Raw genomic sequence first — 12,792 nt, 5'->3', positions numbered from 1 at the left:
GATTCGAGAGTGGCGTGAGGGTCTCGCCACAGCGACGAAGGCCTACAACGATTGGGATCAGAACCCGGCAGAGCACCCGCTACCCGCCGTCGCGGGCACCGTTTGGTTCGAGTCGCTTAGGCCGCACTTGAGCGAGGATTGCCGCGCGTCGTACATAGAAGGCAGCTACGACGAGTCCCGCCAACTCGCCGACGAGATCGCGCGGATCGAACGGAAGTGGAAGCTAGTTCGGTAGCCGGCAGTTCGCACGGTTGACGTCAACCGGAACCGAGATCGGTTGCGGCGCAACAGGAGTCGGCGTGTCACTTTTGACAGACATGCGACAATGGACTCTGACCAGCCCGCCAGGTCACACACGTAACCCACGTAACCCACGTAACCCACCGTTTTTCGCGGGGTCGGTCGCCAGACAACCGGGGACGAACAAGGGAGCACCGAACATGGCCGAACAGAGCGCAACCCGACATCTCGACATCGCGGAAGCGCAGTTGGCCGAAGCCGAGGCACTCTTCGACGAGGGCCGAAAGGGCATCGGCAGCTACAACGAGGTCAAGGCCGAGCGGCTGATTCAGACCGCGTCGCTTCACCTTGGTATCGCTACCGCGAAGATGTCGGAGGCCCCGTTCGACGCCCTCAACAACATCACGGACCCGGCGTGATGCCCCCGGCCAAGCGCAAGCCCAAGCCCACCCCGAAGGCGAAGCCCGCGGGGGTCGACATGTCCGCGCGTGCGCTGCGCGAGCACTACACCGCGGAAGCAACGCGCCTGAACTTGGTCCTCGACCACAGCGACGAGGTACTCATCGAAAATGCGTGCAGCACAATCGACATCATCGCCGCGCTTCAGCGCAGCATCGACCACGACGGCGCCGTGATCACGACCTCGCAGGGTTCGGTCAAGAACAACCCGGCGACGACCGAGATTCGGCAGCAACGCCTTACGTTGTCGAAGCTGCAAACCCTGATCGAACACCGGTTCACCGTCGCGGCCAACGCGGGGAGACTGACCAGCACCGGCAAGCCACCCGGCACCATCGCGCCCGGGGGGTACACCGGCGTGACGCAGCGCCAGCAGGCCAGCGCACGCCGACCGCAGCAGCGGCGCAACCAGCCGCTCACCCCTGAACAGCGAGCACTTTGATGGCACGGATGGCAGGCGCCGGAGAGGTCGCGGGGAGCAACGGCCGCGAGATCACGCCCGAGGAGATGCCCGAGGACGTGTTCGCCGACGTCCAGCTCGACCGCATCCCGGCCAAGCCCCGGACCGATGCCGAGTTCGTGGCCGCGTACGGGCACCCGCGCGCGTGCCTGAAGACCGGGTCATGTGAGTGCAATCCCTTCGCGACCGCACCCCGGCGGATCGAGCCGAGCGAGCGGCTCGCGTGGCCGCATTGGCGTACCAAACTCGCCAGCGACCGTGCACGCGCCGCATTCGAGGAGTGGTGCGCCGATCACGATCTCCTCGACGACAGGGGCCGCGCGCCGGTTGAGTTCGAGAGAGAGCGCGCCGCGTGACCGAGGATCGACGATTGCACGTGCCCGCCGAGTGCGCCCGCGGACACGAATTGACTGCGCGCACAACGCATGTGCGACTTCGCACCGTGAAAAACGTAATCTCGCCCGTCGCGTGGGAGTGCTTACGCTGCCTGCGCGCCGAGTGCTACCGCGCGCACTACGGCCGTGACGCGATGGTGCCGGATTCGGTGCTCGACGAGGCCGCGTTTCGACGTCAGCCGCGCGGTGATGGCAACAGCAAGGGCCGTGACGGTGAGGCATGGCCGGAGCACGCGCAAGGCCGGTGGTGGACGCGGGTTGTGTTCGAGAGCGGTTGGCAGTTCACCGACCCCGACCCCACGCCGGAGCTTCGCGCCGAGCGCGAGGCCAACGCCCGCGCACTCATCGCCCGCGAACTCGACGAGATCGAGCTACGCGACGCCCGGTTGCGACGCGAGCAGCGGGCGCGCGAGGCCATCGCGTCGACCGAGGCGATCCGCGCGGCGATGTCGGCCGCACGTGGGGGTGTCGCGTGCTGATCGTACTTCGGTTATTCGGCCGGGAGGTGCTCGCGGTTGAGGTCGACGGGTTCGAGGAGGACGTCGACCTCAGCGATTACGAACTGTCGAGCGACACCGAGCGGGCCGATTATGGCGCGTGGCGCGACGAGCATGACGAAGACGCCGAACCGCGTCCAAGGATCATCGCCGCCGGTGCCCATCGGGCACGTCGTCGCCGCGCGCCGGTCGTTGCGATCGGGACCAAGCACCGCAACGGGCCGGTTGACGTCAACTCAAAAACTAAGGGCACCAACGGGTTCGGGTTCGGCTCGTCGATCTGAGTTTTGACAGACCATGCGAGAATGGTCACGACGTGCGGGCCATGAAACCCCGCATATGACCGGGGAGGGTCAAAACGTCGTAGTTAGGTGACCCCTCACATGGCGGGGAAAACGTTCCAGGTCGGCCAGGGTGCCGTCGCTTTGGTGCCCGATGCGCGTGGTTTCCACACCAAAGCGCGCAACGACCTGCGCCGCGATCCGCTCACCGCCGATGTCGACCTACGGGCCGATGTCGGCTGGTTCGCGCGCGACACTAAGACCGCGCTTGGTGCGCAGGACTTCCGGGTGAAGGTCGCGATTACACCGGAGATCACCGAAGCCGCGTGGACCAAGTTCGAGGTCGACGTCAACCGGCGACTTCGACGAATGGACCTGCGCGTGGAGGTCTCGCCGTCGATCAACGAATCGGCCTACCGGGCGACGCAAGCCCGGTTGCGCGACCTCGCCCAGAACCGAACCTCGACGATCACCACGCGGCACCGCAGCGTCGGCGGAGACAAGGACGGCGGTCTGGGAGGCATCGCGGGCAGCGCCGGAAAGATCGGACTCGCCACCGCAGCCGTGGCCGGTCTCGGCGGTGCGATCGGCGTTGCCGGTGGCGCACTCGGCGGACTCGCGGTCGCCGGTGCCGGAGTCGGGATCGCCTTCGCGGCGATGGCCGGAACCATCGCGCTCGGCATGGACGGGATTAAGGAAGCCGCCGCCACCGCACAACCGGCGCTCGACTCGCTCAAATCCGCGGTGTCTTCGACGTTCGCGACCGAAATGCAAGCCGGGTTCGCGTCGCTGTCGACGCTCATGGCTGGGATCACGCCGCAGGTACAGGGCATCGCGTCGGCGGTGTCCGGTGTGTTCAACGGGATTGCCTCGACACTCGCCGGTCAGATGCCCGCCATACAAACCGCGCTCGGCGGGGTCGCATCGATGGTCGCCACGATGGGGCCGGGCATTCAGTCGATGGTCGGCAGCTTCGCCCAGTTTGGCGCCCACATCGCGCCCGTCATGGGTCAAGTCGGAACCGCGCTCGGTTCGATCGCATCGAGCGTCGGCGCCGTGTTCGCCAACCTCGACCCCGCGTTCTTCAGCGGCCTTGTGACGATGCTTCAGGGACTCGCCCCGCTCATCGGCGGATTGCTGAGCGCATTCACCACCCTTGCACAAGCGGTCATGCCCGCGTTGGGGCCGTTGTTCGCTCAGTTGGGGTCCTCGCTTCAGGCCATCGCACCCGCGCTCGGCGTGCTCGGTTCGAGTCTCGCGACCGCACTCACGCCCGTGCTACCGGTTCTCGCGCAACTGATCTCGGCGTTGGCGACCGCGCTCGCCCCGTTGCTCCCGCCGCTCTCGGCGGTGCTACAGACCGTCGGAACCGCGCTCACTGGACTTGTCCAGGGACTCGCCCCGGCTATCGGCCCGTTGGGCGACGCCTTCGCATCGCTGATCGCCGCCGCGGCGCCGTTGGTGCCGCTGGTCGGTCAGGTCATCGGGCAGCTTGTCGGCGCCTTCGCGCCCGTGCTTCAGCAGATATTCGCCGCCCTCGCACCGGTCGTCTCATCGCTGGTCGGTGCGCTGCAACCCGTTCTCGCACAACTCATTCCGATCATCGCGCAGGTCGGCCAGACCATCGGTAGCTACTTGGTGCAGATGCTGACCATGCTTGCGCCGTTGCTCCCGCAGATCGTCGGCGCGATCAGTCAGTTGCTCGGCGCACTGTTGCCGCTCATCCCTCCCCTGTTGCAAGTCGCCATGTCGTTGTTCCCGAGCTTGGTGCAGATCATCGGCGCCCTATTGCCGGTCATCGTCCAGGTCATCGGGATTCTGACGCAGTTGGTTGGCATTATCGTGCCGATTCTCATCCCAGTCATTCAGCTACTCGGCGAGATCATCGGCGCCGTGTTCGCAGGCATCGCCACCGCGATCTCGTGGGCCGTCGAGAACGTCATCACCCCGGCGCTGAAGTGGCTCATCGACCGGTTCGAGGACGTCAAGAACGGCGTGACGACCGTGGTCGAGTGGATCGGCGATAAGTGGGACGGGTTTGTCGACGCGATGAAGGCCCTACCGGGCAAGGTCACATCGGCCCTGTCGGGACTATGGGACGGCGTCAAGAGCGGCCTTGCAACCGCGCTGAACTGGGCGATCGACAAGCTGAACAGCTTCATCGGCCTACTCAACAAGGTCCCCGGCGTCGACATCTCGCCGGTGCCGCACGTGTCGTTCGCGACCGGCGGTTACACCGGCGACGGCGGCAAATACCAAGTCGCGGGCGTGGTGCACAAGGGTGAATACGTCGTGCCGCAGGAAGGCGTCACGCCCGAGTCGATGCCGTTGTTGGCCGCGCTGCGCGCCGGGTGGGTGCCATCCGCCGAGTTCCTGCGCGGCATGTTCGGCGACATGCCCGGCTATGCGGACGGCGGCGCGGTCGGGTACGGCCTGCCCGCGGGGTCGACCGGCGGATTCCCCGATTGGATCAAGCAACTCGGCGCAGCACACGGCGTCACCCCGAGCACCTACAGCGGACATCAGGAAAGCGACCGGCAAGAGGCCGGATACGCGCCCAACCCGCAGCACCTCAACCGCGGGGTCGACTGGTCGGGACCGGCCGACAAGATGCACGCCTTTGCCCAGTACATGATGGGTGTCGCCGCGAAGGACCCGGCCGTCGAGCAGGTAATCTTCCAAGACCCCTCGACGGGCCAGCGGTTCGGGTGGGCCGGTCGATCCGACGTGAGCAACACCGGCTACTACGCCGCCGACTACCCCGGCCATCAGGACCACGTGCATACGCGGTTCAACGCCGCCCTTGGTGCGGACGCCGCAGCCTCGCCCGATCCGGCCGCAGGTGCCGCAGCCGCAGCGGCCGGGTCGGCCTTCAACGGCAAGACGTCGGGCAAGCTCACCGCGGAATACGACAAGGGTGTGCCGTCGCTCGCCGACGCGATGAAGGACCCGAAGCTCACCAAGGTCTACGTCGTGAACATGCCCGCCGGGTTCAGCTTCACCGCCGACACCACCGGCACATCGGGAGGTTCGAGCGGTTCGTCGGGTGCGAGCACGACCAGCACGTCGACCCCGTCGACCACGGCCCCCAAGCCCTCGACCGTCGACACCATCGCCCTGAAGAAGAACCCCGACGGCACCTATGCCGCCACCGATCCCGAGTGGAACAAGCTCATCCAGCGGGAGTCGGGTGGACGGGCCGACATCGTGCAGCAGGTCACCGACGCCAACAGCGGCGGCAACGAGGCGTCGGGGTTGTTCCAGATCGCTAAGGGCACGTGGGCCGCGAACGGAGGCACGAAGTACGCGCCGACCGCTGGCGAGGCAACCGCCGAGCAGCAGGCCGAGATCGCGGCTGCCATCTTCAACAAGGAGGGTGGCTCTCCCTGGGGCTCGGGCAAGGGGCAGAATTTCGGTCGCGAGAACGAGGACGCCCTTCGGGCCGGGATTCAGCGCAAGGGAGCGCCGTCGGCACCCGTCGAGGTCACCAACGCACCCGCTGCACCTGCGCCCACGACGCCCGTCGACACCACACCGGCGCCCACCGCACCGAGCACGACGCCGAGCGCCGCCCCGACGACCTCGGCGACCCCGCAGCAGCAGACACAGAGTGAGTCGATGCTCTCGCGGTGGATGCGTGAGCAGTTCGAGGCCGTCGTCGGCAAGCCGATGCCCAGCGGCACCGGCAACGCAACGCAGTTGACCGCCGACCAGACGCTTGCACTCGACACCGCGAAGAGCTTTGCCACGCACGCGCCGCTCGGTATCGGCGGGCCGCAGGTCTCGAAGGTCGCCGAGAAGGCACCGGCCATCGCCGAACTCGCCGGGGGTATCGCCAAGGCTGCGCCCGCGTGGGGTGCGGCCCTCGCGGGCAACCCGGCCGCAGCCATCGCCCAGAGCGGCGAGGCCCTCGCACAATGGGGAGCGAAGACCGCGCAGGACTTCGCGGCGTATCTGCCTGAAGCCGCACCGGGGATGCTCGAATCCCTGCTCTCCGGTGTCGCCGGGCCGCTGGTCGGCACGATCAACACCGGCGCCTCGACCGACCAAGTCATGTCGACCATGCAGGATGTGCAGAACCGGCAGGCCCGACGGACAAAGATGGGGAGGGGTCGGGGATGACGACACGCAAGCGACCGGACCCGGATCGCAGCCCGCAAGCGTACGAGGCGCACATGCGCGACCTCGACCTCGACGCGCGGCTCCGTCGGCAAGACCAGCGCTATTCGTTCTCGCGGTACTGTCCGCCGGACGACCAGAGCGAAGCCCGGCGCGGTCGCTGAGACAAGCGGAGGCCGGTGGGAAAAACCCGTAACCCACCGGCCGTGTCGGCTTGTCCGACGTTGGAAGAACCCCACACCCGAGATCGTCGAGTGCGGGGTTCTCTGTGCGGTTGACCGGGCCGCTTGGGTCGGTGTCGGCGGTCAGCAGGCGACCGGGGAGATCACCGAGGAGACGCCGACACGTTCAACGCTATTGGCCGCGATCTCGGTTGTCTAAAGTCGCGGTTGCTGCTCGCAGGCTGCTCGCAGGATTTGAGATGCGGCCCGATTGTTGTTGTTCATTGTTCGTGAGTGTTCATTGAGCAATTACGTTGCACCACTTGACTATTCAGCCACAAACAGGCACCAACACGCTAGAATCGGTCACATATCGCGACCTGCGGAAACGTGTCTGCACGGATTCAAAACCCGTACAGTGTGAGTTCGAGTCTCACCGAGGGCACCATCTGACCAGCAAATATTGCTGCTGGTCAACGGCTTACCGGGAGCGCTCAGGCTCCCCCGCGTGACGCCTTTGACGACATTTTGACTACATTCGTCGCGACTATCGACGTCTTACGCCCGTCGTGAGCGTCGGCGGCCGACTCGGCATCACGGTCGAACAGGTCGGCGTAGGTATCCAGCGTCATTGTGGCCCAGCGTCTTCTGCACCACCTTCACGTTCGCGCCGACCGACACCGCGAGCGATGCAGCAGTGTTTGGCGCAGGTCGTGGGGCGTCACCCTGGGGAACTCGGGCGTGGTCGGCTCGCCGCGGGCGAAGACCAGGAGACAACACCGTGAGCAACCCCCGCCAGAACGCCCCCGACGCCGCCGAGCGCGAGCGTGCCCATGAAGCCCTCATGCTGCGGACGGCGGGCCTGCAGTGGTCCGAGATTGCCGAGCGCGTTCGCTACACCGACGAGTAGGGACCCCGCCACGCCGTGAACCGGTTGCTGTCCCGTCAGGAGGCCGAGAGCGTCGAGACCTACCGCGAGGCGAGCGACGTCGGGTGGAACTGGTCATGCGCGGACACATCGCCGCCGCCGTGTCCGGTGACGTCAATGCGGCCAACGTCGTGCTGCGCACCCGTGACCGCATCTCGAAAATGTTCGGACTCGACTCGCCGCAGCAGGTAAAGATCAACCCGCCCGTCAGCGATGCCGAGTTCGCCGCCCGGATGGCCGAATTCCTCAGCGTGCTCGACCCGCGCACCCTTGGCCAGGCGTTGGAGGGACTTCCGTGGTTGTCCGCCGCGCTCCTCAGAACTCCCGCCCTGTCAGCATCGCCGGAGGGCAACGACATCCCCGAACCGTTCTATCCCGGGAGCGTGGCGCTCCGCACCGATACGCACCCCTGCCCCACCCCCGAGGAGTGGTGTAACCCGTGAGACCGAACGACAAGCATTCAAACCTTGACTCATTCGTTGCTTCGTAGCGCAATCTGGCAAAGTCTTACCGGCAGATGACACAACACTGGGTAATATCCGAACCCGTAACCGCGACCAGGTGGCCAAGGAGCCTGCAAAGCGAGCGGATATCGAACCTGCCCGGACAGCCTTGAGAGGATCGCATCGATGACCATTGAAGGTGTTGACGTCCTGTTGCTTTGCGCCGTCCCAGTCGAGTGGAATTGCCTCAAATCGTTAGTTGTCGATGCCGTGCCAGACCCACAGTTGAGCGACCCAGCGATCCGAGGGCGTATCGAGGTTAATCAACGCGTCCTTAGCGCGGCACTTGTTGAGGTAGGGATGGGGCTCACAGTTTCGGCCATGGCCACTCTCAAAGCAGTCGAAACCTACCAACCGGAATTGGTCATTTTTGTCGGGATCGCAGGCGGGATCAAAGATGTGAAGATCGGCGATGTGGTGGTCGCCGACAAAGTCTACCCATACGAGTCCGGAAAGATTGCGGGCGGCCGTTTTCAGGCAAGGCCCGATACACGCACCATCCCTGCGGAACTGAATAACATAGCGCGAAAGCTTCGGACAGACTTCGCGCCCAGCGATTACCGACTCTTCGTCGCGGCAATAGCGAGCGGCGACAAGGTAGTCGCCGACATCGATTCCGCAGAACTCGAGAGAATTATCGCACTAGGTGGCGATTCACTTGCCGTTGAGATGGAGGGCTCCGCAGTTCTCAGCGCGATCGACCGAGCTGGCGCCACTCCTTCCTATTTCCTGGTCCGCGGTATTAGTGATCTCATCGCGAACAAGGCTGAAACGGACGCCGAAGGTAGCCAAGAGAGCGCGATCGAGAACGCGCGGGATACGACGGTCCACCTCATCGAGCTATGGGCCGCCGATACCAATGCAGGTGTGCCAATCGAGGAGACGTCGTCAGATCTCCTTGCTTCAGGGCTACCAGTGCCCTCGTCGACCGAGTGCTTCGTCCTGATAACGGTCCCGGCCTCTGCGCACGCCAAGGCCGTGTTAGACAGCGGGCTTCCGGTCTCATTGGTCATAGACCTCGATCCCAGGTCCGACGAAACAGGACTCCTAGCGAATACACGTCCGGAGCTTGAAACTCGAAGAGCCGTTCATTTAGGGGCTCCGGAGAATCCTCCGCCGTTCGGCACCAACTCGTGCGCGTGGTTAATCGTACAAGGACTTGACAAGCCGGTCGCGACCCTCGCGACGTGGACCCGAACTGTCCGCCGCACATGGAGACAAAGCCTTGCTGCGTACGCTCCGGTCGTCGGTGGCCGCAACGTCACAGTCTTGGTCGCGGACGACGGTAGTGCCACGTGGGAGGGGTGGTGCTCGGCCCTCGTCGACGACCTCCTGACCGAATTTGGGGAACGCGCTCGCATTGGGATCCTGGGGACTGGCCGCTCGGTTGAGTCGGATTTCCGTCTCGCGCTCCCGCCAGACAAATTGACGATCGCCTTGGACGCAATTATCCCGGTTGCGCAGTTATCGCGACGTCGTACGCTCCCCGGTCTCGATGGCCTGGTTGAGATTGCGCCTGCCGACGCAAGCTGGATCGATGAAGACTGTGCAGTATTTTGGGCCACCGAACCAGATACCAGTGGAGCAGAGGTAGCATCGCTCGACTTTCTGAAAGGAGGAGAAATCACACTTGCTGCCCTCGGTGCTGGTGCAGACGTAAGCCGAAGTCACGCGGCCTCAATTCAGAAACAACTGCTCGGTATGCTCGGCGGTCGCCGCACACTTCGAGTCAACCTGTTTCATGCGCCAGGGGCCGGCGGATCAACAACGGCCCGGAGGATCGGGTCGAGATCCGCACACAGTTCCCCGTCGTGTTTCTGCGCCGTTTCCGAGAGGGAGAAACGATTCAACGGCTCGAGTCGTTAAGTCGGGCAACTAAGCGCACAATTCTAATCGTCATCGATACACCGGATGTACGCGACGATCAGATCGCCATGCTTATGGACGAACTCCACGCGGTCTCTCAACCCGCCGTGGTACTGGCGGTCTCGCGCGCATACAGTCCGCCCTCAGCAGCGTCATCCTCCCCATACATCCCAGAAGTTCTCAGCGAGATCGAGGCGCAGGATTTTGTCAATAGGTACAGTGCTAGGGAACTCGCCCGACGCACAGACCTACAGAGGATCGCCAGCTATACCGACCATCGCCGCAACGCGTTCTATTTCGGTCTCGTAGCCTTCGAAGAGGACTTCCAGGGAATTGAGGCATTTGTTCATGGCCGCCTTGCCGGCGTGGAGGGTGCGCAACGGGAGGTCATGATCGTCTGCAGTATCGCTCACTATTTTGGGCAATCATCCATCCCCGAATATGCACTCGCCAGACTTGTAGGACTTCCCTCGTCGCGAGCGGGCGGTTTCGCGCGCATTCTTGCTCCTGAACTGCGCGGATTGCTGTGGCGATCAGATGAAGGCGAGTGGAGAACAACCCACCCACTCGTAGCCGAAGAGATCCTCCGGCAGCTAGGCGGGGGTCACGATCTGTGGCAGCAGGCACTGTCGGGATGGGGGCGCGTATTCACAGACTTCTGTCTCGCTGGTGGCGATGATGAGACCATGCGGCAGCTGATTGCCAGCGTCTTTACTGAACGCGATGACGACGCTGCACAATCCGGGGCTGCCCGGGAGAGTTTCGCGAGACTCATTGAGAAGATCCCGTCAAGGGACGGGGCTTCACAACTCCTAAAGTACCTCGCGGATCGTCAGCCCGACAACCCGCACATTTGGGCGCACACAGCGCGGTACTACGCATTTCGCATGCGCGACTTCCATACGGCAGAGTCTTACGCACAACGCGCCAGCGCATTATCTCCTGATAGCGCTACCCTTCACCATATCCTCGGCATGGTCTACCGGTCACGTGTTTACGACGGCATCGGCCGGAATGTGTCGCTAGACGAGCTATCGCCTTGGGTGGATGACGCTTCAAAGGAGTTTGAAATGTCGCGCGACTTGGCATCAAGCTCGAAAGACCACGGATTCGTCAGTGAGATCCAAATGCGGGTACGAATTGTCGAATACGCGATTCGGAATATGTCATTGTCCGACTACCTCCGCAGCACTCCTCACAAGCTAGTCGTATCTAGCGTTGAAAAGGCGGAGGATCTGATTTCCACACTGCGGTATCGCGGAGACCCGAAGAAGCCGAGCGGTTTCGAGCAGACTGAACGGGCAAAGCTAAAGCGAATCTACGGCGACTACTCAAGATCTCTACAGCTGCTCGACTCCCTGCTTCAGAAGGGTACGGTGCCGCTTGCGATCGTCCGCCGCCAACTTGTCTGGACGTATTTAGCTCGCGTTGACCGCGACTGGCGCGCACTATCCCCAAAAGACGTCAATCGTGTGGTCGCGCTACTCGATGAGAATCTCTCCCTCGACGGATACAGTGCGTCTGATGCCCTCGCGTGGTGGCGAGCCGTCAGACTGAAGAACCCACCGGTGTCCCATGAGCGGGTGAAGGAGGTCCTTGCGTACTGGCGAGAATCGCATCCTTGCTTGGACGCGGAATACTGCTCGTTCGTAGCGTATTCACTCGATGTGCTTGGGGGGCTCCCTGCGGCAGCGGCGGACGCCGACAAGCACGCGCGGAAAAGCGCCGAAATGGCTAGGAACGAGGGAACCCGGACGCGGTCGGTGGACTGGTATGGCGAGGGGGTCGGCATGACCTCGCTTGTCCACCACTCCGAACTTGGCCGCTGGGACCCGGCGGTCGACTTCTGGGCCGACACATCGCGGTTGCGGGTCGTCGAGGCACGGGTCACTCAGATACGTGGCCCACAGGCCGGCACAGCGGAAGTCACAGGAATGAAAGCGTTCTTTGTTCCTCAACGCGCGGGAGTAGTTCGAGGCCGCGACGAGAACGCACGAATCCAGGGCTATCTCGCCTTTACGCACGACGGACTTCGGATTTGGGAACCGAGCCTGATCGATTAGCTTCAACGCCAATGGCGACGCGGAGCCGTTGGACAAAGAGACTCAGTCGTACCATCCTGCGGGTACGCGCCGACCGGTCAGTCCATCGTCACGCCAGAAGGCAACCACACCCGCAGCCTCTCGACTCGTGCTCGGCGGTGTCGAAGATCCTCGATACGATCTTCAGCCGTGGCCTCTCACAAAACCAAACACGTCTTCATTTCGTACGTTCGCGAAGACAGCGATCGCGTCGACAACCTCTGCAGCTCCTTGGAGAGCGCCGGAATCCCGTACTGGCGTGACAGGACGTCGCTCGCGCCTGGCGACGCGTGGAAACAGAAGATACGCGAAGCTATGCAGTCGGGGGCACTCGTGTTCCTTGCCTGCTTCTCCGAGAACTCCGTCGCCAAAGACAAGTCGTACATGAACGAGGAACTCACGCTCGCTGCCGAGGAGTTCCGGCTGCGTCCGCCAGATCGACCATGGCTGCTACCCATCAGGTTCGATGAAGTGGAGATCCCATATTGGGACCTCGGCGCGGGTCGATCCATCAACGACTACAACCGCTCCGACCTGCTCGGCGACAACTACGGCCCGCATCTTGTCGCGCTCACCCAGCAGATCAACGGGCTACTCGGTAAGCCGGATAATGAACCGCCCCGGGTTTGTCGGAGGCTCTGATGTGTCCTGGGTTCGGTGGTGTCGCCATACTTGGTTTCAGGCCACAGGTTGGGTGGATTGGTGTAGCAGTTCGAACTCTATCGGAGTGCGCATCCCGAGGGCGGAATGGCGGCGCTGGCGGTTGTGGAAGACTTCCAGATAGTCGAAGATCGCGTTGGCT

The 12,792-nt window shown here is 63.6% G+C and carries 14 protein-coding genes and 1 pseudogene; 13 read left to right on the top strand and 2 right to left on the bottom strand.

Annotated elements, in window-relative coordinates; all coding sequences use genetic code 11:
• From B3T59_RS17555 to B3T59_RS17520, 8 genes and pseudogenes are all read left to right on the top strand, one after another.
• Positions 1-235 (top strand): annotated as a pseudogene (locus tag B3T59_RS17555) (hypothetical protein); the annotation flags it as partial.
• Between the two features lie 205 nt (positions 236-440).
• Positions 441-659, top strand: coding sequence for a hypothetical protein (locus B3T59_RS17550; protein WP_287004522.1), 219 nt, complete (start codon positions 441-443; stop codon positions 657-659).
• Positions 659-1,141 carry a P27 family phage terminase small subunit gene (locus B3T59_RS17545; RefSeq protein ID WP_287004520.1) on the top strand — a complete coding sequence of 161 codons (483 nt, stop codon included), beginning with the start codon at positions 659-661 and terminating at the stop codon, positions 1,139-1,141. Before B3T59_RS17550 ends, B3T59_RS17545 begins: the two co-directional genes overlap by 1 nt.
• A gap of 8 nt (positions 1,142-1,149) precedes the next feature.
• Positions 1,150-1,515, top strand: a complete 366-nt coding sequence (locus tag B3T59_RS17540) for a hypothetical protein (RefSeq protein WP_287004519.1) — start codon at positions 1,150-1,152, stop codon at positions 1,513-1,515.
• An 86-nt stretch (positions 1,516-1,601) separates the two neighbouring features.
• Positions 1,602-2,033, top strand: coding sequence for a hypothetical protein (locus tag B3T59_RS17535; RefSeq protein ID WP_287004517.1), 432 nt, complete (start codon positions 1,602-1,604; stop codon positions 2,031-2,033).
• A complete protein-coding gene (locus B3T59_RS17530) occupies positions 2,027-2,335 on the top strand; it encodes a hypothetical protein (protein WP_287004515.1) in 309 nt (102 codons plus the stop codon). Before B3T59_RS17535 ends, B3T59_RS17530 begins: the two co-directional genes overlap by 7 nt.
• 99 nt (positions 2,336-2,434) lie before the next feature.
• On the top strand, positions 2,435-6,454 hold the full coding sequence (locus tag B3T59_RS17525; RefSeq protein ID WP_287004513.1) for a transglycosylase family protein: 4,020 nt from the start codon (positions 2,435-2,437) through the stop codon (positions 6,452-6,454).
• On the top strand, positions 6,451-6,615 hold the full coding sequence (locus tag B3T59_RS17520) for a hypothetical protein (RefSeq protein ID WP_287004511.1): 165 nt from the start codon (positions 6,451-6,453) through the stop codon (positions 6,613-6,615). Before B3T59_RS17525 ends, B3T59_RS17520 begins: the two co-directional genes overlap by 4 nt.
• A gap of 491 nt (positions 6,616-7,106) precedes the next feature.
• Here the strand turns inward: B3T59_RS17520 and B3T59_RS24525 are convergent, their stop codons facing one another.
• Entirely contained in the window at positions 7,107-7,244 is a 138-nt protein-coding gene (locus B3T59_RS24525) for a hypothetical protein (RefSeq protein WP_313317490.1), read from the bottom strand.
• Positions 7,245-7,393: 149 nt separating this feature from the next.
• On the opposite strand from B3T59_RS24525, the gene B3T59_RS17510 reads away from it, so the two are divergent.
• The 5 genes from B3T59_RS17510 (at position 7,394) to B3T59_RS17490 (ending at position 12,632) form a co-directional block, all read left to right on the top strand.
• Positions 7,394-7,522 carry a hypothetical protein gene (locus B3T59_RS17510; RefSeq protein WP_287004509.1) on the top strand — a complete coding sequence of 43 codons (129 nt, stop codon included), beginning with the start codon at positions 7,394-7,396 and terminating at the stop codon, positions 7,520-7,522.
• A 95-nt stretch (positions 7,523-7,617) separates the two neighbouring features.
• Positions 7,618-7,983 (top strand): hypothetical protein, encoded by a 366-nt coding sequence (locus B3T59_RS17505; RefSeq protein ID WP_287004507.1) that lies wholly within the window; start codon positions 7,618-7,620, stop codon positions 7,981-7,983.
• Between the two features lie 186 nt (positions 7,984-8,169).
• Positions 8,170-9,909, top strand: coding sequence for a 5'-methylthioadenosine/S-adenosylhomocysteine nucleosidase (locus tag B3T59_RS17500; protein ID WP_287004506.1), 1,740 nt, complete (start codon positions 8,170-8,172; stop codon positions 9,907-9,909).
• On the top strand, positions 9,855-11,972 hold the full coding sequence (locus B3T59_RS17495; protein ID WP_287004504.1) for a tetratricopeptide repeat protein: 2,118 nt from the start codon (positions 9,855-9,857) through the stop codon (positions 11,970-11,972). Before B3T59_RS17500 ends, B3T59_RS17495 begins: the two co-directional genes overlap by 55 nt.
• Before the next feature lie 168 nt (positions 11,973-12,140).
• Positions 12,141-12,632 carry a toll/interleukin-1 receptor domain-containing protein gene (locus B3T59_RS17490; RefSeq protein WP_287004503.1) on the top strand — a complete coding sequence of 164 codons (492 nt, stop codon included), beginning with the start codon at positions 12,141-12,143 and terminating at the stop codon, positions 12,630-12,632.
• Between the two features lie 36 nt (positions 12,633-12,668).
• Here B3T59_RS17490 and B3T59_RS24520 read toward each other — a convergent pair.
• Positions 12,669-12,792 (bottom strand): IS3 family transposase (locus tag B3T59_RS24520; RefSeq protein WP_349681976.1); only part of this gene is annotated, 124 nt, incomplete at its 5' end.

It is taken from the genome of Gordonia sp. UBA7860, assembly GCF_002500165.1.
Classification (GTDB): Bacteria; Actinomycetota; Actinomycetes; order Mycobacteriales; family Mycobacteriaceae; genus Gordonia; species Gordonia sputi.
The sequence above is the reverse complement of the archived record's forward strand: the minus strand, read 5'-3'. Positions and strand labels throughout refer to the sequence as shown.